Source organism: Lysinibacillus sp. FJAT-14222, assembly GCF_001278875.1.
In the GTDB taxonomy this organism is placed as follows: domain Bacteria; phylum Bacillota; class Bacilli; order Bacillales_A; family Planococcaceae; genus Lysinibacillus; species Lysinibacillus agricola.
On the sequence record NZ_LIYL01000021.1, the window covers coordinates 399,948 to 420,127 of the forward strand.

Below are 20,180 nucleotides of genomic sequence, written 5' to 3' on the forward strand. Positions count from 1 at the left end.
ACTAATCAATCAAAAAGGAGAGGTATTAATGCCAAAAAACGAAGAACAAAATCAGGAGCTTAGAGATGCACGGAAAGAACAAATATTACAAGCTGCATTAATAGTCTTTGCCAGAAGAGGTATGGCGGCAACAAAAATTAGTGATATTGCTAAAGAAGCTGGTTTAAGCCATGGACTTGTCTACCATTATTTTGATTCAAAAGATGAAATTTTTTCGATGCTTGTAAAAAAAGCTGCTAATAGTTCTATTGAAATTATCCAGAAAGCAATTGAGCATATGGGCACACCGCTTGAGAAATTAAAGTGGATGACAGAGCAAATATTAAATAACTTAATAGATACAGAACATACTTTTTTATTTTTGATTATGATACAGGCAAGTACTTCTGACGCTATTCCAAATGAAGTAAAAGAGTTTCTAACAAAGGATAATGCACTATCACCTGTTGATGCTACATTGCCTATGATTGTAGCAGGACAGGAAGAGGGGGAAATCATTTCAGCAAATCCAGTAACATTAGCTGTTACTTATTTTGCTTTTATACAAGGTTTAGCAATTAACAAAATTCAATGGCCAGAATGCCCGATACCTGATGCAAATATGCTTATGAAGATTTTTACAAAAGAATAAAATCAAAGAAGGAGGAGTCTACAAATAAAATGAGTAGTAAAAAAAGTATATATCTTCTACTATCACCATTTGCAATCATCGGATTGGGATTTATAACTGCATCAATCTTTAGTCAGTACATACAAGGGTGGGCTTGGATTCCTTTGGCGATAGTTTACTGGAGTACAATTGGAATCTGTATTTTTTATTTTAAAGGAGATAAGCCGATTAAAAGTTGGCTAGGAAAATCTGAAGTTTCTAAAGTTTGGATTACGATATCTTTACTATTAGGAATGTTTCCATTAACTATATTTTTCATGAATTATAAGTTATTTAATTCCACTTTTCTTATTGTGCTATGGTTATTATTTGCTTTTATCAATCCTTGGTTTGAAGAGCTTTATTGGCGTGGGATATTACTGGATGGTCTGGCAAACTGGTTTCCCAAATGGTTCAGTATATTGTATACAACTTTATTTTTTGTGCTTAGTCATCCATTAATGTGGGGAGTATTTTCTATTGCAAGTAAATCCTACCATTTATATATTTATTTAAGTATAGCTGGTGTTGTTTGGGCAATTACATATTTTAAAACAAAGAGCTTAAGATGGGTAATATTTTCACATTTTATTGTAGATATCGGTAACTTAACTGTATTAACCTTTTTGAATATTTATTTACCACCTACAATGTAGTTATTTTATTAATTCATTTCGTGTTGATCGATAATAAAGTTTTTTTAAACAAAAGAGGTTGGGACATAACTAATTTCCCCATTATAAAACTCCATATTTTCAAATAAATAAAGCCATATAAACAGAAAACCCGAACGATTATGAAACACTAAATAAAAGTTTCATAGAATTGTTCGGGTTTTCCTTTGGCTGAAATCCTTTTGTCTCAGTCTCTCTTAAAAGTTGTCTTGGGTAACGGAGGAAACCAATAAAACATACTAAACCTTTAGCTTTACTTCTCAGAGATAATTATTTCAATTATGAAATGAAGACTTTTTATATCTCGGTTATTTGATAGAGCATACTGACCTCTCATAATATCTTATCAATGTTATTTTAATAACATTGTCTTTACATATTGAATAAACTGTAGGGCCGCTGGAGATATTTCTTTAAGGGATGTTACAGCAATACCGATAGATCGATACTTTTCCCGCTCTAATTCATGAATACTAACATTATTTTGGAAACTTTGGAGAACTAGTTCTGGAATGATACTGACACCTAGCTCATTTTCCACCATGGCGATAATAGCTTGATCATCGGCCATTTCGAATTCAATTTTTAAATTAACATTGGTCTCTGTAAAGATACGTTGCAAATCGTTGTCATAACCGGCTTTTGTCATGATAAAGGGTTCTTCCTCCAATTGTTCAATGCGGACTTTATCCTGACTACTTGAGGAGCGTATCGCTTAATTTTGGAGTTAAAAGAAGCAACAAGTTTACCGATTCATTTGCATTAACATGATACGAGCGGTAATGGTATTTTCTTATATGCGAAGGCAATTGAAGCAGGTGTATATGAAGTAATGGAGGACTTGCAGCAGGAACTATTAAATGAATTAGAAAGCTATGTTAAAAATTTGCACCATTAGAAGCCTTTCATACGATAAAAATAGAGCAGCCCGATATTTAGCAAGAGGATGTAGGAAGTCTTTAGTAATCAGATTTTAGACAGAATATCGGACATTGTAGAGGAATTACAAGATCCAAAATTCCAATAATATTTGCAGACTTTTTTAGATTCTGCAATTTTGGGGATTATTCAAGAGTGGTTAGATAGTGGAGATGAGGATTTAAACGTGGAGGAGTTAGCAATGATTCATTTTCGATTATTGCGCTTCCTTGGTGATTTGGCATCTTTGCAGCTATAAGTTTTAAAAGAATCTGCTTGCTCCAAGAAAGCAGATTCTTTTAGCATTTATAAATACAAATCACGTTTAACAAAAACACGAATAGCTAGCATATAGCACAGCAACCCAATTAAAAATAATGCTCCTAGCATCCAAATAGACGAGCTTTCTTGAGTCATTAATTTCTCAGGTGCAAACAATGAGTAAATCGTGAAGTACTTAAGCTTTTCTAAAGAACCACCCATATTACTAAGCGCTTGAATTAAATAAAAAAGAATAGGAATTCCTGTACTATACGCATAAGAGGTTCTTAAATCCTTGCTACTGCAGGATACAAAAAAGCAGTAGCCACTAATGGCAAAGTGTAAGAAAAAAAGACCGATATTTAATATCAAAAAAGCACTTATATTTAATTCATTTGGAAAAAGAATCTCGGAAAATATGACTACTACCAAAGTTGTTACCGTGAGCAGTGTAAAGATGCTAGCAACTAAAAAAAATGCTTGCGTGAAGACAATTTTAAAACGTGTATTCGGTGTCGCAATTAAGTATGCCATTGAACCATTATCGATATAGCCCATCATTAGTTTATTTGCCAACATAATGATGAAAACTAACGGAAAAACAAGTAATAAAAATCCATACAAATAGGTTGATAAAAATTCAATTAACGTATTACCTATGTTATTCATACCAAATGCTGACATCAATTCAGGCATGGTTTCGGTAAGCTTATGAAGAGTATCATTCATTTCAGGGTTATACATATAAACAGTGCTAATAATATAGAGCATTAAAACAGCGAGTATAATACTAAAAAGCTTAACAGTCGCTAGCACCTCATGTTTTAGCAAAGTAAAGTTCATGATTCTTGACCTCCTCTTTCGTAGTAATGCATAAATATATCTTCAAGTGATTGTGAAATGATATCGAGGTCATTAATTTTATAATCTGCTAAAGTATGAAGCAATGTTTGGACATTACCTTGAACTTTTATAATGGCTTGTGTTGGTCCAGTCTGTTCAATTTTAAGCTGCTCACCTAAGAAACGAGATAGCTCTTGTTCGCTTTGAAATTCAATTAAAAACTTTTTGGATTTTCGTTTTTTTAAGTCAGCAATTGTTTCCGTTGCAACAATTTTCCCGGCATTAAGTATCGCTACACGATCACAGGTTTTTTCAATTTCTTCAATCATATGAGAGGACATGAATATCGTCGTCCCTTTTTCTTTTTCAGCTAAAATAAATTCTATAAATTTTGTTTGTATAAGAGGGTCTAATCCACTTGTCGGTTCATCTAGAATGACTATCTCTGGGTTATGCATAAATGCACAAATTAGACCTACTTTTTGCTTCATACCTTTTGACATTTTCTTTATAAGCCCTGCGGCATTTAATTCAAAGTATTGCATGAGTTCATTAGCCCTTGTTAAATCATGTAACCCTCGCATTTGAGCAATAAATTTGATAAATTGTTGTCCCGTCATTTTATCGATAAACGCAATTTCACCAGGCAAATACCCTACAAATTTTTGAATTTCAGCTGTAGATTGGCGACAATTCAACCCTTTTATGGAACACTGTCCTTCTGTTGGCTGTAAGAACCCCATTAAATGCCGTATTGTTGTAGATTTACCTGCTCCATTTGGCCCTAAAAATCCGAACACCTCACCTTTTTTGATTTGTAAGTCCACATTCTGTACACTATAAAAGTCCCCAAATCTTTTAGTTAGATTATTGACCTCGATCATTGCCATACAATTCACCCCTTCAACTGTTCTTTATAATGATTATAAGACTAATTTTCAAAAAAATAATTACTATAAAGTGAAACTCTAATCAGTGGGGCTACATCCTTCACTGGTTAGTAGTCTTCACTAATCAGGCTTTTACAGGCAGTTAATCTTTCGTTGCTTCCGCTGAATTTTAAGGTGGGAATGTTGTACCTTTTCAGTACAGATAAATTACTGGCCGTTATTACGGGATAAAAAAAGAACATGAATGGCTTCTTATTAAAAGACTCCTTCATGTTCTTTGCCTATTGATTACAAATGTAACCTCAACTTGAAGATATTTATTCTCCATAATAATTATTCAGTGCTACTTCTAAACGTTCTTCTAGGTGCATTGAAATATAGCTCAACACAAATTGTTCCTTTTCCATCTCAATTTGAGCGGAACGAAAAAATTTTCTGAAATAGCCTGCCTTATTGTCTATCGAAAATAGCTGTAATGCTTCTGTCCGTAATGTCGACACAATTTCATTTTCAATATGACGCTCACGAATTTTTTGAACAATATCCTTTACGCTGCCCTCTTGCAATTCTGAAATTTGCATTTGTAGGTTTTCATTTTCTTGTTTAAGTTCAGCGGTTTCTTTTTGAATTTCTTCTACTTGAAGATTTGACTCAGAGGATACTAATTGAATCTTTTGTGTAAGAAAATCTTGATTTATCGTTACTTGTAAGGCTCCACGTTCTTCATTTGGAAGGATATTAAAAAGTCCTGTTTGTATCATTTGCTGTAGAACATTTCCAAGAACATCAACTTTATTGGCTAAATCATCATCAGCCATAGTTGTTGCAGTTATTTGATGTTTGATAAGCTGACCGTTGTCATCAATTCCTAATAAAAGTTTTAAGCCTTTGACACGGAGTTCATCCTTTAGCAGTAATATCATGCGAAGTCTTAAAATAGCAGGCAGATTCAAACGAATATTGGTGTTTGGGCTTTTCGTAGCATTATCAAAAATATACTGTTCGAATGGTTTAATGTAATAACGAAGCATCGTATCAGTTATTTCAAACCAGCCAGCGACTTCTGAAGTAGAATAATTATTTGCTTCCTCAATATGCGCTAAATAGCCGTCATTATAAAGTATTTCTTCTGAAGGTGTATTTTGTATTACGACAAACAATGGGTCATGTTGCACAATTCCGAGTACCATTTCTTTTGCATCATTTAGTTTAAGCATCCTTTCACACCCCACTTTATTTTTCCGTATAACTCTATATAGGTTTCTATTCTATTGGAAGCAAATGTATGACTATTTTGTGAAGGGAATAATTATTAGAACAAATGACCTAACAACCCTTTCTCCACTTATGCGGTTATCTATACCGAGGGGAAGCGTTAAGTACAAGACTTCCACAAAAAATTTAAAGCAGCGGGGTAGGAGGTTAACTGTCCGTATAAGCCCGATTGGTGAAGAGAATAATCCGTGGGGATAAAGAAAACCCCGTGGATTAAAGTTTCACTTTAGGTTCTTAAGAAAAATTTAAGAAATCTCCTCGGAAATCTTTAAGAAATGCTCTTTATATTAAAAGTATTCAAATAATACTTTGATCGGGGAGAAAATGTATGTTAACGTTCCTTACAGAATTTATAAAACATCCGAAAACGATAGGTGCGATTTCACCTAGTTCAAAAAAATTAGCGAAAAAAATGGTCGACCAAATTTGTTTTGAAAATGCCCGATGTATTGTTGAACTAGGGCCGGGTACGGGTTCATTTACGAAAGAATTAGTGAAAAGAAAAGAGCAGTCAACAAAGTTAATTCTTATTGAAAGTAATGAAGTTTTTTGTGACAAGCTTCGTGAACAATTTGAACATGAGCCGAGTATAATCGTAATACATGGATCAGCTGAGAATTTATGCATATATATGTCAGCATTAAATATTAAAAAAATTGATTATGTCGTATCTGGATTACCTTTTACTTCATTGAATCCTGCCATTTCATCTCGTATTTTACAGAATGTAAAGGAATGCTTAGAGGACGGAGAATTTATTACATTCCAATATTCACTTGTTAGGAAATCCTTTATTCAAAATTATTTTGAGGATATTTCACATGAAAAAGTATGGATTAACTTTCCACCTGCTTATGTGCTCAGCTGCAAAATTGGAAATGTGAGGGCTAGTTAATGGGGTTACAAGATCTTTTATCAACTATTGAGCAATACGGTTATTTTGCTTTATTTTTCAGCTTATGGATAGGAATCGTTGGTATGCCCCTTCCTGATGAGATGATTGTTATGAGTGGTGGATTTTTATCATCGTTAGGAAAAATGAGTGTGTTGAAAGCTTTTGTACTAACTTATCTTGGCGCAGTTTCAGGACTTTCCTTAGGATTTATTCTTGGGAAAGTGTTTGGCCATAAAATACTTGATAAATTGGTGAAAAAGAACAAGGCTAAATATTTGTTACAATCAAAAGAACTAATAGATAGATATGGTCATTTTGCTTTAGTTATAAGCTATTTCATACCAATTGTGAGGCATATACTTCCGTACTTAGTAGGTATGAATAACATGTCTTTTAAAAAATACGCTTTGTATTACTACACAGCAGGTTTTGTTTGGACATTGCTTTACTTTTCACTTGGTTTGTTCTTTGGAGAACACATTGAAAGTATTTCCATGTTTGCAACAAAATACGGTATATACTTTGGCGTTTTCGTCGGTATTGTAGGATGTTTTTATTATTTTTATACACGAAAATTAAAGTCGGTATCGTAAAATGTTTTTATTATTTTATTTACGAAAAATGGCTCATCACCAAAATCCGGGGATGACAAAATCAATGACCTGTTTCCAAACGTAAACGGAGGAAAAGATGGGCATCATTTCGGTAGCCAAAACCACGTCTTTTGATGAGCTTAATTTTATTATTTGTGCCCTCCATAATGCCGTTTGAGAAAGGTGAGTATATGGTATCTACCATGGCTTTCTCACGAACAATCACGGTTTTAGCTATCTTTGAAACTACACCACTTGTGTGAAATTGATAGCGTTCGAGCCAGTCTTTTAAGCGCTGCTTGTGTATNTGTATCCGTTGTAGCTTTTAACACATAACGCATGTGATTCAATGCTTGATAGATATGCTTTGTATGAAAATCTTCCCGTAGCCATTCACGCACAAAACCACGTTCTTCCTCTGTTAACTCTTCCGGTTTTCGCGCTAAACAGCGGTCGATAAATCGGGATTTGTGCTGCTTTTTTGCTTCACCTAAGTAACATCGTCTGCGCTGCTGGGCATCGGTGAAAAATTGAATCAAATGAAAGCGGTCCAATACATGAATAGCTGTTGGGTAAACGGCTTGAATCGCACCTGCCATGGCCACTGCGAAATCACTGACCACGGTTTGAATCGACCCTACCACTTTCTTTAAAACCAATTCAATTGCGTCTTGATCTCGGTGAGGAACAATCGCCAAAATACGCCCTGTTTCAGCGTTTAAGACACTCGTCGCATAGTTGTGCCCTTTGCGTAAAGCGAATTCATCGACACAAATATGTTTCGCACTTTCTTCGACTAATTGTTCGGGTGCATACGTGTAAAACCAGCGTTCAACCGTTCAACCGTTGTATACGGAAGTGCATAGTCACGTGCGACATCCGCAATTGAGCGACCATGACAACGCTTCGTAATTTCACGACGAAACGATTCCGTCGAGGAATGAACAAGCCCTAATCCATAGTCAAATGTGAACGTAAATCCACAATTTTTACAGCGTTGGCGAGGCACAAATAATTCAATCCAAAGCACGCCAATATGCCAGGCACAGCCATGCCGAAAACGGCGTAGGGCACGATCATGACAAACAGTCCGACCTTGGCAATTTGGACAAGCTATTGATTGTGGCGCAATGTCCACGCGAAAAATATTTGGCTCCTCCTCAGATGGCAGAGCGATTTCAAAAAAGGATGGCAACTGTAGAATTAATTTGATAAACTTAGAGCACAAAGTGAAAACTCCTCTCGTGGTTTGTCTCAGCAACAATTACGATACGTGAGTTTTCACTTTTTTTCTATACTTTAATGTAAATTTATTGAATTTTTATGTGGTCAACCCCAAGTTATGGTGATGAGCCCGAAAAATAAAAGAATAGTTAAAATTAGGAACTGTAATTATGGATAGGAATATATTGCATGAAATAGGTTGATTGGAACGAAGACTGAACGCCCCTAGGAGCGCTAAGTTGGAACGACAATCAGCTTCATGTTATGGTGCTTGGACTGTTTAATGTATATCTGGTAATTTAAAATACTTTGAAATTTGGTGGAATTTGATGACTAAAGAAACAATACTAATAGTTGATGATGAAAAAGAGATTAGAAATCTTATTGCTATTTATTTAAAAAATGAAGGCTACGATATTCTAGAAGCAAGTGATGGAGAGGAGGGCTTAAGTCTTTTAAAGAAACATAAAGTACATTTAATTGTCTTAGATATTATGATGCCGAACGTGGATGGTATCGAAATGTGTATGAAGGTAAGGGAAATAGCCGAGATGCCAATTATTATGCTGTCAGCAAAGTCTCAGGATATGGATAAAATCACCGGATTAACTTTAGGGGCAGATGATTATGTAACAAAGCCCTTTAACCCTTTAGAGCTAATTGCGCGCATAAAATCTCAGCTTCGTAGATATATCAAAATGGATCGACTAGATAGTATGAACGAAAGTGAGATAGAGATTGGTGATTTGCGAATCAATACCGACACACATGAAGTAATCGTCAACAATGAAAAAGTAAAGCTTACACCAAGGGAGTTTTCTATTCTCGAATTACTTGCAAGAAATCAAGGCATAGTCATGAGCGCTGAGCAAATTTATGAAAAGGTTTGGAAGGAAGAGGCTATACAGTCTGAAAACACGGTAATGGTACATATACGAAAAATACGAGAAAGAATTGAGACAAATCCAAGAAATCCTCAATATATTAAAACGGTATGGGGAGTAGGTTATAAAATTGAGAAAGATCATTAAGCCATTCAAATACTTACTAAGCAAACTAAAAATACTTATCATAAATGCCATTACAAAAGTTCGACAAAGTATCAGAATTCAACTTTTAACAACTTTTATTCTTTGTGCATTTCTCGGTTTACTTGTTGCTCGAGTTACTCTACCATTTTTAGAGAATATCAATGAAACAGTTACTATTGACTATAGTGGAGGTATGCAGCAAATAAACTTTCAAGCGCAGCGTGCGGCAGATTTGGCTGTTAGTGAAAATAGTATTGAAGCTTTACAGCAAATGATTGAAGATGAAAATTTAAAGATGGAAATGAAACAGAGTGCGTTGAAAGTGCTAGTTACCGATGAGCGCGGGAAGGTTTTGTATAAAACAAAACAAGCGGAAGAGGAACAAATCGATTTGCATAATAAGATTCGTCATGTAATGGATTTTGCAATCAACAACCCATTCTATAATTATGATATACCGCAAGTCGAGGATTCGCGGCAAGAATTTATTGCCTTTTATCCATTAACGATAGAAGATAAAGGTTTATATTTGTTTGTCAGTGGTATTCCAAAAGGTGCAGTTATTTCACAAAAAAAAAAGGGTCCTATTCCTCCTTTAATGGGAATTGCTTTTTTTACCTTTTCATTCTTCTATATAACAAAACGAAAAATGAAACAAATTGAGGCGTTGGCGAAGGGGGTTAAGGAAATCGCAAAAGGAGATTTAACTTATCGAATTGAGAAAAAGGGAAAAGATGAAATAGCTTTATTAACAGAGAATGTCAATCATATGGCCGAAGCAATTATGGCAAGTATAGAAATGGAACGAAGGATTGATAAACAAAAAAATGAATTAATCACAAATGTTTCACACGACCTTCGGACACCACTTACTTCAATTATGGGCTATTTACGATTGTTAAGAGATGAAAAGTACGAAACGAAGGAGCAATATGATGAGTATATAAAAATTGCTTTCTCAAAATCTGAACAGCTAAAAAACCTGATTGATGATTTATTTGAATATACGAAGTTAACGAATGAAAGCAATGTCCTTGCGCAACACCAAGTATGTCTCAATGAACTTCTCGATCAGTTAATTGAGGAGTTGATTCCGCAAGCGGAGGAAAACCATCGTACATTTATTAAAAATTTCTCAGAGGAGCGGATCTTTGCGACAGTAGATTCTGAAAAAATTGTCAGGGTTTTTGATAATTTATTAATGAATGCCATTAAATATAGTACAGATAAAGGTGAGATTTTTGTTTCCCTTGAAAGAAAAGAAAGGTATGTTCAAATTTGTGTTGCAAATGAAAGTAATGAATTTACATCCGAGGAGCTAATGAGCTTATTTGAGCGATTTTATAAAAAAGATCAGTCTAGAACAAGTGTAGCGGAAGGTTCAGGACTTGGACTTGCTATTGCTAAAAGTATTGTAGAACTACATGGTGGCAAAATTGAAGCAAAGTATGCAGACGGTTTGTTGCAGTTTATCATCATGCTACCTGTTATAGCTGCTGAATAGTGATTGAGTGATTGGACAACATATTGTTAATAAGCATTTCTTGAATTGTATCTAAAATGCTTGTGTCTTTTATTAGTATTTGAATTTCTGTCTGCTTGTACTGTCGTTGAAATTCATAAATATATTCTGTGATAATTTGTAAGTTGAAACTGTTTTTAATTTCCACCTCAACAAAAAACGGTAATGTTAATTGGGGATGTTTTGAACAGCCACCGCGACGAATCCAAATTGCTTCATTGACAAAATAACGGATAGGTAGTTGACGATTACTTGCAATAAATAAGTCCATTTAATACTCCTTTGTATAAACGATTTAACAAAAGCCTAAAGGAAATTAGATAAATCGTCAAAAGATATACTATAAGAAAACATGAGGAAATCTTGTATAAAGGCTTCCTTATGTTTTTATTTTTGTTTTTGTGTTGGTTTTCACTTGAATATGTCCGTTTTTGGGACTGATTGTAAAGCGGGTGTAAACATTTATTTAATGCATTGTAAATGATATTTACATACATACTAAAACTATTAATAATAAAGTCTGACAACAATGAAAGGGTTGAATGGATTGGATATTAATATACAGGAAATGGTTTTCCAGTTTCTTGGAGGGCTAGGCTTATTTCTTTTTGCTATTAAATTTATGGGTGATGGACTGCAAAAGGCTGCAGGTGATCGTCTACGAGATATTTTAGATAAATTTACAACGAATCCATTGATGGGTGTATTAGTCGGAATTGTCGTGACGGTTCTTATTCAATCGAGTTCAGGCACGACTGTTATTACAGTTGGATTAGTCAGTGCGGGTTTAATGAAATTGCGTCAAGCTATTGGGGTTATTATGGGCGCCAATATTGGTACTACGATAACAGCTTTTATTATAGGAGTTAACGTAGGTGCATATGCTTATCCAATTATGGCAGTCGGCGCGATTTGTTTATTCTTCTTTAAAAAAAGCATGATTCAAAATATCGGACAAGTTTTGTTTGGATTTGCGGGTTTATTTATTGGTTTAGAGCTGATGAGTGGTGGTATGAAGCCACTACGAGATTGGCAACCATTTTTAGATTTAACTGTGCAAATGTCTGATGTGCCTATTTTAGGTGTGCTAGTAGGTACGATATTTACATTGATTGTTCAATCATCTTCAGCAACGGTTGGTATTTTACAAGGATTGTATTCAGAAGGATTAATTTCATTACATGGTGCATTACCAGTATTGTTTGGAGATAATATTGGAACAACAATTACGGCCATTTTAGCTGCATTAGGTGCATCGATTGCCGCAAAACGTGTAGCAGCAACACATTTACTATTCAATGTTGTCGGTACAGTGATCTTTATGCTTATTCTAGGATTATTTACAAACTACGTAGAATGGATCGCTGGTGTATTAAATTTAGAGCCGAAAATGCAAATTGCCTTTGCACATGGAACTTTTAATGTCTTGAATACAATTATACAGTTACCATTAATCGGAGTTTGGGCTTATGTTGTGACGAAATTGATTCCAGGTGAGGATTCAGTTATAGAATATAAACCGAAATTTTTGGATAAAAATTTAATTGTTAAATCGCCTTCAGTTGCACTTGGTCAGGCAAAAATGGAGGTTGTCCGCATGGGTGAATTTAGTATTCAAGGTCTTGAGGAAACGCTAACTATTTTAAAAACTTCTGATACAAAATTAATGGGAACTGTTGAGCAGCTAGAAGATGCCATTAACAATTTAGATCGGAAATCAACGGAATATTTAGTCGAGCTTTCAAAGCAATCACTATCGAGCCATGACTCCCAAGTGCATCATGCTCTATTTGAAAATATACGTGATATTGAACGAATTGGAGATCATGTAGAAAATATCATCGAGCTGTTACAGTATAAAGATAGTAATCGAGTTCGTCTAAGTGATGAGGCATTTAAAGAATTGGAAGAGATGTTTGTCTATACATTGGAAACAGTTAAAATGGCTATTGAAGCCCTTGATAAACGTGATATCACATTAGCAAACCAAGTATTAGAAAAAGAAAATGAAATCGACAATATGGAGCGACGATTACGTAAACTGCATATTAAACGTTTAAATGAAGGCACATGCTCAGGTTCAGCAGGTATTGTATTTGCAGATATAGTAAGCAATCTAGAAAGAATCGGCGATCATGCCTCGAATATAGCAGAAACTGTAATTTCTTAAAAAGAAAGAGAGCTGTTCAGCGTTGAACAGCTCTTTTTTATAGGGTGACAGTAGAACCTTCGAAGTGACGGATAGAACTCTCGAACCGCCGGATAGAACATTCAAACTGATGGACAATAGCTCCCGAACTGACAGGTAGAACCTTCAAATCGACGGATAGTCGTATGCATCAATCGTCTCTAGAAAATATTTTAGCGCAGGTGACTGTACTTCGTCATTACGATAAATAAACCAAGTAGGGATTTGAGCCTGCTTTGTCGCTAGTATGTGCAGAGACAGTGACTGTGTATCCATATATCTTTGAGCGATTGCGCGTGGCAGTAATGTCACACCTAAACCAGCAGCAACGCAGCCAATGATTCCATCAAGGGTACCAAATTCCATACGCTTCTGTGGTCGCACACCGTCCTCGTGCAACCAATGTTCTAAAATGGCTCTATATGAGCAGCCATGATGAAAAGTAATGAGTGTGCTGTCCTCTACATCTCGTAGGCTATCAATACGTTTATGCTTGCTAGATGTGATGACAACAAGCTCCTCACAAACAAATTCCTTTGCTAGGATATTTTCTTTATAAACGGGTCCTACTACAAATGCACCATCTAATTCATAGTTCTCTAACCGCTCAATATTTTGTTGAGATGGACTTGTCAATATAGTGATATCCACTTGTTTATAGGCTTTATGGAAAGTTGTTAATAGGGCAGGTAAGTGTAGTGCCGCAGTCGATTCCATTGAACCGATACGTAAAAGACCTCTATTTTCCTCTGAATCCTGAAGTACTTCAAAGGATTTTTCATAGAGATGTAGCATTTTTAATACCATTTCATAAAATTGCTCTCCCTTTGGTGTCAATCGGATGCCTCGATGTCCTCGATAAAAAAAGGTTGTATGATACATGGCCTCAAGATTTTGTATTTTCATAGAGATATTGGATTGTGTGTAATTGAGTTCTGCAGCAGCCTTGGAGAAGCTACCTGTTTGCACGACTGTCCGAAAAATTAAGAGATCATTAATATTCATACTTTTCCTCCAGCCATCAATTTATTTGATATCTATTATAACGAATTCATACTATTTGTGATACCTGTATTTTCGTTATAGTGAGAAGGAGGGGAGGGAAAATATGCACAAGCAAACAGTTCAATATTTAGTTGGAGGCATTTTTGCATTAGTCATTGCCATGGGGATTGGTCGTTTTTCCTATACGGTTATCTTACCGTATATGCAAGATACTTTTGCCTTTAGTCGTTCCACAGCAGGTTTTCTAGCAACAAGTAATTATTTAGGATACTTTATAGGGGCATTGGTAGCTGGCCGTTTACAAATAGGGGATAAACGTATTCCTTTTTTACAAATAACACTCGTTATTAGTATTTTGACAACAGCTATGATGAGCTTTACAGATGCCATTTTCGCATGGTATCTACTTCGTTTTATTTCAGGGGTTATGAGTGCATTTATCTTTGTGGTTGCTGCTAGCCTTGTGCTCGATCAGTTGGCTAGAAATGGAAAAGCACATTTATCAGGGCTTTTTTATAGCGGGGTAGGTACAGGAATTGCTCTAAGCGCGGTTATTGTGTCACCCATGCATGCAATGTTTGATTGGAATGGGACATGGATCGCCTTGGCATTGTTTAGTGTCATATTGCTTGTATTCATCATATTTTTCATAAAGCCAGTTACTCAACATACACAACAGCAATCAAGGCAAACAGTAGCATCACAAAAAGTCCCACCTTCGACATGGATGAAGTGGTTAATTTTAGCTTATAGCTTAGAGGGACTTGGCTATATTGTCACTGGAACATTTATCGTGTCAATTGCAGAAGAGTCAACAAGCTTTCATGGTGATGCAGCCTTTGTCTGGTTTGTTGTTGGGATTGCAGCGATTCCATCGTGCATCGTTTGGTCTAAGCTGGCACAGCGATACGGCTATGTGAGAACATTATTGATTGCCATGCTATTTCAAGGGCTTGGCATTATTTTGCCAGCATTTGCGACAAATACGATGACACTCTACACAAGTGCCTTTATTTTTGGGGCAACCTTTATGGGCATTACAACAGTGGCCACAACATTAGCAAGACAAATAGTGCCTGTGAACAGTCACCAAATATTAGGTTATCTAACTGCTGGTTATGCTTTGGGCCAAATGTTCGGTCCTTCACTTGCAGGAACAATAGCCAATTATACAAATAGCTATCAGTATGCCTTATTTGGAGCAACAGCCGTTGTAGTAGTAGGGGCAGTATGTCTTATTGGCGGATTAAAATATGAAAAAGTGAAAGTAGGAGAACTAGATGCCATACGTGAATAAAAGCGCCCAGTCGGAACGGAAATCAATCACACGTTATGGTGATGATCCACTTTAATAACATTAAAAAGAAGTAATTGTAGACGATTTATTTCATCACTACTTGTTTATAATGTTGCACATATTAAAGGGTCAAAAATAGCCTTGTTATTGTACGATTAACAAGGCTAACTTAAATTTCTCCTTCAATAAAAGCCTTCTGTAGTTAAATAAGATGACTGTTGTTATCTTTCCACTTTTCGTTCATTTGTGCGTTTTTCCAATAAGTGTTCGGTCCATTACTTTTTAAAGTTGCATTTTTCGGTACCTGTTTAATTATAAGAAGAAGATTAAGTAAATCAACTGACGATGCCATCGAGTTTAGTAGTATTAAGAACTTTAATGTCGTTGTTAAGAGTCCAAATACACTTAATATTAGTGGGGCAATGATTGAAATAATCATAAAAGGAGCAATTGTAATGAAGATATATCTTAATTTTGAAATCTCTTCTTCCGTTATCACAAAACCCCCGGCCAGAATAAATCCTACATATGTTTTTTCGGATTTAATGAAATTAGGAATGAAAATCAAATGAAGTAATTCGTGAAGTATTAATAGTAAGACTAACCCCAAAATAATATTCAAGTTAATAGTTATTGATATTCCATCAGGTGTCAGTCCAAAATCGCTCAAAGAAATACTTGAAAAGATATTTATTACCCCAATAGAGATGATTGTAGCAATAATCATTAAAGGGACAGATATCAAAATAGCACTTAATAAATTCTTAGGTTCTTTCATTGGAGTCCATCCATTTTTAAGTAAGTCCAAATGTAAATTCGGGTTACTTTTTGGCAATTTGTTTAGTAATTTCATTAAACTCCCCCATCCTTAATTCAAGAAAATTGTATAACTGTCCTGTTCTATTAGTTGAATAAGTCACGTTTAGTGAATTTTTTTATCTAATGTGCCGTACTCCTCGTTTTCGTTGTTACTGATTATTGTAGCAGTTTCATTTTCATTAAACCAAATTCGATATTCATAAAGTCTTCCTGGCATATTTTCATCAAAAGTATAAAAAAATATCAGGTGTGTTGATTAACCATTTTTATCCACCTCAATTAATTAGAAGGCTCTGATTTCCGCTACGGGCTACTCGCTTTCCTAGTCGAGTAGCCCGTAGCGGAAATCAGTTAAAATGGACATATATTAGCAAAATCTCCTTATTATAAATTTACCACATAAAGCGAATTCATTCTTTATCTATTCTCAGTTTGTAAATATTCAACTTCATTTTTGTTCATAAATAAAAGCTGAACTAAATTGTTTGAATTAGTTCAGCTTAAAATTATTTTAATGTTTTTAACTCTTGAATACGAAAGACTTATTTACTTTTGATTTAGTGGATATCACGTTTTTTGAAGTTACCACCGCGTACCTCTGAAACATCAGAAATGACTACAAAAGCACTTTCATCGATATCTTTAATAATCGAAACAAGCTTATTTTCTTCCATACGGTTAATAACACAGTTTAAAATTTCAGTTGGTTCATTGGAAAAACCGCCACGCCCATGCGTATAAGTAACACCACGTCCTAAACGAGCTTGAATAGCATCACCAATCTCTTCTGATTTTCCACTAACAACACGGACATCTTTTGATTTTTCTAAACCAACTTGAATAATATCAATCACGTTTTTCGCAATATAATATGTTAAAGCTGAGTATAATGCGCTCTCTAAGCCAAAAATAAAGCTTGCCCCTAAGAAAATAAAGGCATTAATAAATAATATAATATCCCCGACTGAAAACGGAATCTTACGTGATAGTAACACGGCTAAAACCTCAGAGCCATCCAAAGCGCCACCGTTACGTAAGACAATCCCAATCCCAACACCTAGTAGCATACCACCAGATAAAACAATTAATAACGGATCATTTGGACCTAAAATTGTTTTAACATCATGCATAAGCACTGTGGAAATAGATAGAGCTGCAATCCCAGCAGTACTCATCAATGCAAAAGTTTTACCTACTTGTTTGTAGCCAATATAAATAAACGGAATGTTTAATACAAAGAGCAGTACGCCTAATGGAATACCAAAGAGGTGTGCGCCCATAATACTAAGCCCCGTTACGCCACCATCAATGACATCGTTCGGTATCAATACCGCCTCTAGTCCGTATGCTGCGATGATAGCACCAATAATAATCATAATAAATTTTCGTGTGTTTTCAACTGACTTTCTTCTTTTCATAAATCTTCTCCATTTCTTTACGTAAAAATAATACTTAAGGTTTTGGAATAATATTTATAGCTATTGTTTTTGTCTCAGTCTCATTGCTTGAGTCGGCCATATTATAGTATTTATTTATTAAATCGTTTAATTCATTTTCAAAGTTCTTGAATTGATCCTTCGTTAACTTAAAATCAATAAGCGAAAAAGTTGCTAAATCTGCAAGTCTTTCTTCTTCATCAAGTGAATCTAAATAGTTTTGATATTGAGATAGCAAAGCTAATTGATAGTAGGAAACGTAATTTAATTTTTGTTTGATTGTTAGTTGTGTCCAATCCTCCTTACTAAGTTTTGCTGCTCCTTCATTTACTGCATAAAATTTTTCTGTAACAGAACGTACTTTTCGCTCTTTCACAATTTTTATGATGTTTTCATCTGCTAAAATTTGGATGTGACGATACAAGGTAGCTTGAGGTACATCCTTTATGATTGAAATCATCTCCAAAGTACTTATGCCTTCTTCTTTAGTGTGCATGAGAGCTTGTAAAATTTTCATTCTCACAGGGTGCATTAAAACTTCTGCTTTATTCCGCATAAAACGATCCTCCTATCAGATGGAATCAAGGGAAGCAATCAAATGTTATCAATATGAGAACATTCTCAAAAAATATACTATAGAATTTTTAAAAGGATGTACAGTAAAAAGGTAATGAAATTTTTTACATCTTTTGTTATCATTATTGATAATGATAATGAATGGAGGTTTTAGGAATGAAATTACACTATGGTTTTGATGATTTAAGCCAACTAGATTGGGCAAGCATACTGCCAATCATTTTGCCGTTGATATTCGTTGGACTTGTTCTAATCATTGTTGCTTTATTCGATTTATATCGGCACCGAGATACGCGGGAAAACATACTGATGTGGACAATTATTATTTTGTTCTGTAACTCAATTGGTTCTGTTCTTTACTTCATTATTGGTAGGAAGGATGTAAATAAACGTGCGCTTAGAGATTAAACATATTACGAAAAAGTTTAAACAAAAAACAGCCGTGAATGATTTTTCTATGGTCATTGATGTTAATGAGTGTGTTGGGTTAATTGGACCAAATGGGGCGGGGAAATCCACGTTAATTCAAATCATTGCCGACATTCTGTGTGCAGATGAAGGGAAAATTCTTCTTGATGGTCAGAAGATTTCATCTATGAAAAATCAAATTGGTTACTTACCTCAGTATCCTAATTTTTTCTCTTGGATGACAGCATTTGAAACATTGTCCTTTATGGGAACACTTTCAGGCATAGCAAAAAATGAATTGCAGAAAGAAATTCCATTACTTTTAGATAAGGTAGGCTTAGGGAAAGAAGCACATCTCCATGTCGGGACATTTTCAGGTGGTATGAAGCAACGTCTTGGCATCGCACAAGCATTATTGCATAAGCCAACTTTAATGATTATGGATGAACCGGTATCAGCTCTAGATCCAATAGGGAGAAGAGAAGTGTTAAATCTATTAAAAGAGATAAAAAAAGAAACGACCATTTTATTGTCAACGCACATATTGAGCGATGCGGAGGAAATTTGTGAGCGCTTTGTGATGATTAAAAATGGTCACAAAATAGAAGATGCTACAAAATCAGAGTTGCTTAAGCGCCATCAAGAATCAGCTATCTTTTTAATGATTCAAAAAGCAGATTTTCACTGGTTAACAATGGTTGAACATTTACCCTATGTGAAGAAAATCGAAAGCTGTGGAGATGGCTTCAAAATACACGTTGAAAATTTGGGAACAGATGCGAATCGCCTAATACAGCATGGACTGGATTCAAAAGTGATGTTTACTAAATTAGAAGTAGGTATTCAGGACAATCTAGAAGAAATATTTTTGGAATTGGTGGTGTAAGAGAATGAGTGCTTTTATTGCATTGAGCAAAAAAGAAGTACATCAAATGGCAAGGGAGTTTAAAATATTGTGGCTCCCCATCGTATTTATTTTACTAGGGCTAACACAACCGATTATGATGTATTATTTACCTGTTATTTTACAATCAGCTGGTGGTGTTCAAGGTATAATAATTGATCCTACGATGGCAAAGCCTGAAGGACAGGAGGTACTTGCCTCAACATTAAATTCACAGTTTGATCAGCTCGGCATTATTATTTTGGTCGTTGCCACTATGAGTATTATTCAAGGAGAGAAAGCAAATGGCATGATGGCATTTATCCTAACAAGACCAGTATCAATATCATCCTATTTAAATAGTAAAATTATTATCCATTATATATTGGCTGTTATATGTATAGCTCTTGGCTATGCAGTGTCCTATGGCTATTCGGCGTATTTATTTACTACTGTTCCTATGACACAAGCTATGTGGGCTTTAGCATTTTATTGTGTTTGGCTGTTATTTATCATAACGTTTGTTGCAATGATGAGTACATTTTTTAATAGTCCTGCATTTATTGCACTAATAAGTATCGTTGTCCTATTAATATGTCGCTTTATTACTGGGCTACATCCATTCATAGACGTTGTGAATCCTGCTAGTAATAGTATGTATGCAACAAATATTCTGATGACAGGTGACATTGGGACTTGGTATGGCATCAATATTGTAGTTACGGTGCTGTTGGTTTTATTGATGATCATTACCATGCAAAGTTTCATTGCGAAAAAGAAATTTTAAATGAAA

General features: G+C 35.0%; 22 protein-coding genes. 11 read left to right on the top strand and 11 right to left on the bottom strand.

The features are described 5' to 3' along the window. Positions 1-28 precede the first annotated feature (28 nt). Both AN161_RS11540 and AN161_RS11545 read left to right on the top strand, forming a co-directional pair. Positions 29-631, top strand: a complete 603-nt coding sequence (locus tag AN161_RS11540; RefSeq protein ID WP_053594487.1) for a TetR/AcrR family transcriptional regulator — start codon at positions 29-31, stop codon at positions 629-631. Between the two features lie 29 nt (positions 632-660). Then, on the top strand, positions 661-1,305 hold the full coding sequence (locus AN161_RS11545; protein ID WP_053594488.1) for a type II CAAX endopeptidase family protein: 645 nt from the start codon (positions 661-663) through the stop codon (positions 1,303-1,305). A gap of 370 nt (positions 1,306-1,675) precedes the next feature. Here AN161_RS11545 and AN161_RS11550 read toward each other — a convergent pair whose 3' ends face one another. The 4 genes from AN161_RS11550 to AN161_RS11565 form a co-directional block, all read right to left on the bottom strand. Beyond that, positions 1,676-2,035, bottom strand: coding sequence for a LysR family transcriptional regulator substrate-binding protein (locus tag AN161_RS11550; protein WP_277815940.1), 360 nt, complete (start codon positions 2,033-2,035; stop codon positions 1,676-1,678). A 512-nt stretch (positions 2,036-2,547) separates the two neighbouring features. Beyond that, complete coding sequence (locus tag AN161_RS11555; protein WP_198926868.1) at positions 2,548-3,345, bottom strand: ABC transporter permease subunit; 798 nt, start codon at positions 3,343-3,345, stop codon at positions 2,548-2,550. Then, positions 3,342-4,229 (bottom strand): ABC transporter ATP-binding protein, encoded by an 888-nt coding sequence (locus tag AN161_RS11560; protein ID WP_198926876.1) that lies wholly within the window; start codon positions 4,227-4,229, stop codon positions 3,342-3,344. Before AN161_RS11560 ends, AN161_RS11555 begins: the two co-directional genes overlap by 4 nt. Before the next feature lie 323 nt (positions 4,230-4,552). Further along, entirely contained in the window at positions 4,553-5,452 is a 900-nt protein-coding gene (locus AN161_RS11565; RefSeq protein WP_053594492.1) for a hypothetical protein, read from the bottom strand. A gap of 386 nt (positions 5,453-5,838) precedes the next feature. Here AN161_RS11565 and AN161_RS11570 point away from each other — a divergent pair, with 386 nt between their 5' ends. Together AN161_RS11570 and AN161_RS11575 are read left to right on the top strand one after the other, a co-directional pair. Continuing rightward, on the top strand, positions 5,839-6,405 hold the full coding sequence (locus AN161_RS11570) for an rRNA adenine N-6-methyltransferase family protein (RefSeq protein ID WP_053594493.1): 567 nt from the start codon (positions 5,839-5,841) through the stop codon (positions 6,403-6,405). Next, on the top strand, positions 6,405-6,998 hold the full coding sequence (locus AN161_RS11575) for a DedA family protein (protein ID WP_053594494.1): 594 nt from the start codon (positions 6,405-6,407) through the stop codon (positions 6,996-6,998). The genes AN161_RS11570 and AN161_RS11575 overlap by 1 nt, the downstream gene beginning before the upstream one ends. A 61-nt stretch (positions 6,999-7,059) precedes the next feature. Here the strand turns inward: AN161_RS11575 and AN161_RS28210 are convergent, their stop codons facing one another. Both AN161_RS28210 and AN161_RS28220 read right to left on the bottom strand, forming a co-directional pair. After that, the gene (locus tag AN161_RS28210; protein ID WP_143114745.1) at positions 7,060-7,305 is read right to left on the bottom strand and encodes a transposase; all 246 of its coding nucleotides are present in this window, start codon (positions 7,303-7,305) and stop codon (positions 7,060-7,062) included. 489 nt (positions 7,306-7,794) lie between these two features. Next, positions 7,795-8,226 (bottom strand): hypothetical protein, encoded by a 432-nt coding sequence (locus AN161_RS28220; protein ID WP_053594496.1) that lies wholly within the window; start codon positions 8,224-8,226, stop codon positions 7,795-7,797. Positions 8,227-8,551: 325 nt separating this feature from the next. Between AN161_RS28220 and AN161_RS11590 the strand changes: the two genes are divergently transcribed. After that, the gene (locus AN161_RS11590) at positions 8,552-9,253 is read left to right on the top strand and encodes a response regulator transcription factor (RefSeq protein WP_053594497.1); all 702 of its coding nucleotides are present in this window, start codon (positions 8,552-8,554) and stop codon (positions 9,251-9,253) included. Then, positions 9,237-10,757 (top strand): HAMP domain-containing sensor histidine kinase, encoded by a 1,521-nt coding sequence (locus AN161_RS11595; protein ID WP_053594498.1) that lies wholly within the window; start codon positions 9,237-9,239, stop codon positions 10,755-10,757. Before AN161_RS11590 ends, AN161_RS11595 begins: the two co-directional genes overlap by 17 nt. Here the strand turns inward: AN161_RS11595 and AN161_RS11600 are convergent. Continuing rightward, entirely contained in the window at positions 10,741-11,046 is a 306-nt protein-coding gene (locus AN161_RS11600; protein WP_053594499.1) for a hypothetical protein, read from the bottom strand. The two genes, AN161_RS11595 and AN161_RS11600, sit on opposite strands and share 17 nt — an antisense overlap. 297 nt (positions 11,047-11,343) lie before the next feature. Between AN161_RS11600 and AN161_RS11605 the strand changes: the two genes are divergently transcribed. Beyond that, the gene (locus tag AN161_RS11605; RefSeq protein ID WP_198926877.1) at positions 11,344-12,945 is read left to right on the top strand and encodes a Na/Pi cotransporter family protein; all 1,602 of its coding nucleotides are present in this window, start codon (positions 11,344-11,346) and stop codon (positions 12,943-12,945) included. A gap of 144 nt (positions 12,946-13,089) precedes the next feature. On the opposite strand, the gene AN161_RS11610 is transcribed toward AN161_RS11605, so the two are convergent. Continuing rightward, positions 13,090-13,968: a LysR family transcriptional regulator gene (locus tag AN161_RS11610; protein WP_053594501.1), complete on the bottom strand. Its 879-nt coding sequence runs from the start codon at positions 13,966-13,968 to the stop codon at positions 13,090-13,092. 103 nt (positions 13,969-14,071) lie between these two features. Here AN161_RS11610 and AN161_RS11615 point away from each other — a divergent pair, with 103 nt between their 5' ends. Then, positions 14,072-15,265: a YbfB/YjiJ family MFS transporter gene (locus AN161_RS11615; RefSeq protein WP_053594502.1), complete on the top strand. Its 1,194-nt coding sequence runs from the start codon at positions 14,072-14,074 to the stop codon at positions 15,263-15,265. Between the two features lie 202 nt (positions 15,266-15,467). Here the strand turns inward: AN161_RS11615 and AN161_RS11620 are convergent, their stop codons facing one another. The 3 genes from AN161_RS11620 to AN161_RS11630 form a co-directional block, all read right to left on the bottom strand. After that, entirely contained in the window at positions 15,468-16,118 is a 651-nt protein-coding gene (locus tag AN161_RS11620; RefSeq protein ID WP_053594503.1) for a DUF3267 domain-containing protein, read from the bottom strand. Positions 16,119-16,641: 523 nt separating this feature from the next. Further along, positions 16,642-17,502, bottom strand: a complete 861-nt coding sequence (locus AN161_RS11625) for a YitT family protein (protein ID WP_053594504.1) — start codon at positions 17,500-17,502, stop codon at positions 16,642-16,644. Between the two features lie 34 nt (positions 17,503-17,536). Beyond that, positions 17,537-18,076, bottom strand: coding sequence for a transcriptional regulator (locus AN161_RS11630; protein WP_053594505.1), 540 nt, complete (start codon positions 18,074-18,076; stop codon positions 17,537-17,539). 176 nt (positions 18,077-18,252) lie between these two features. Between AN161_RS11630 and AN161_RS11635 the strand changes: the two genes are divergently transcribed. The 3 genes from AN161_RS11635 to AN161_RS11645 are packed head-to-tail and all read left to right on the top strand — an operon-like array spanning position 18,253 to position 20,174. Further along, positions 18,253-18,504 carry a PLD nuclease N-terminal domain-containing protein gene (locus AN161_RS11635; protein ID WP_053594506.1) on the top strand — a complete coding sequence of 84 codons (252 nt, stop codon included), beginning with the start codon at positions 18,253-18,255 and terminating at the stop codon, positions 18,502-18,504. Continuing rightward, the gene (locus tag AN161_RS11640; RefSeq protein ID WP_053594507.1) at positions 18,488-19,390 is read left to right on the top strand and encodes an ABC transporter ATP-binding protein; all 903 of its coding nucleotides are present in this window, start codon (positions 18,488-18,490) and stop codon (positions 19,388-19,390) included. The genes AN161_RS11635 and AN161_RS11640 overlap by 17 nt, the downstream gene beginning before the upstream one ends. 4 nt (positions 19,391-19,394) lie before the next feature. After that, a complete protein-coding gene (locus tag AN161_RS11645) occupies positions 19,395-20,174 on the top strand; it encodes an ABC transporter permease subunit (protein ID WP_053594508.1) in 780 nt (259 codons plus the stop codon). The last annotated feature ends 6 nt before the right edge of the window (positions 20,175-20,180 follow it).

Coding starts and splice junctions, on each gene's coding strand:
- AN161_RS11645 (WP_053594508.1), top strand. CDS start 19,395: ATGAGTGCTTTTATTGCATTGAGCAAAAAAGAAGTACATCAAATGGCA.
- AN161_RS11575 (WP_053594494.1), top strand. CDS start 6,405: ATGGGGTTACAAGATCTTTTATCAACTATTGAGCAATACGGTTATTTT.
- AN161_RS11590 (WP_053594497.1), top strand. CDS start 8,552: ATGACTAAAGAAACAATACTAATAGTTGATGATGAAAAAGAGATTAGA.
- AN161_RS11615 (WP_053594502.1), top strand. CDS start 14,072: ATGCACAAGCAAACAGTTCAATATTTAGTTGGAGGCATTTTTGCATTA.
- AN161_RS11625 (WP_053594504.1), bottom strand. CDS start 17,502: ATGAAAAGAAGAAAGTCAGTTGAAAACACACGAAAATTTATTATGATT.
- AN161_RS11630 (WP_053594505.1), bottom strand. CDS start 18,076: ATGCGGAATAAAGCAGAAGTTTTAATGCACCCTGTGAGAATGAAAATT.
- AN161_RS11610 (WP_053594501.1), bottom strand. CDS start 13,968: ATGAATATTAATGATCTCTTAATTTTTCGGACAGTCGTGCAAACAGGT.
- AN161_RS11620 (WP_053594503.1), bottom strand. CDS start 16,118: ATGAAATTACTAAACAAATTGCCAAAAAGTAACCCGAATTTACATTTG.
- AN161_RS11560 (WP_198926876.1), bottom strand. CDS start 4,229: ATGATCGAGGTCAATAATCTAACTAAAAGATTTGGGGACTTTTATAGT.
- AN161_RS11600 (WP_053594499.1), bottom strand. CDS start 11,046: ATGGACTTATTTATTGCAAGTAATCGTCAACTACCTATCCGTTATTTT.
- AN161_RS11555 (WP_198926868.1), bottom strand. CDS start 3,345: ATGAACTTTACTTTGCTAAAACATGAGGTGCTAGCGACTGTTAAGCTT.
- AN161_RS11605 (WP_198926877.1), top strand. CDS start 11,344: ATGGTTTTCCAGTTTCTTGGAGGGCTAGGCTTATTTCTTTTTGCTATT.
- AN161_RS11570 (WP_053594493.1), top strand. CDS start 5,839: ATGTTAACGTTCCTTACAGAATTTATAAAACATCCGAAAACGATAGGT.
- AN161_RS11540 (WP_053594487.1), top strand. CDS start 29: ATGCCAAAAAACGAAGAACAAAATCAGGAGCTTAGAGATGCACGGAAA.
- AN161_RS11565 (WP_053594492.1), bottom strand. CDS start 5,452: ATGCTTAAACTAAATGATGCAAAAGAAATGGTACTCGGAATTGTGCAA.
- AN161_RS11635 (WP_053594506.1), top strand. CDS start 18,253: ATGAAATTACACTATGGTTTTGATGATTTAAGCCAACTAGATTGGGCA.
- AN161_RS11545 (WP_053594488.1), top strand. CDS start 661: ATGAGTAGTAAAAAAAGTATATATCTTCTACTATCACCATTTGCAATC.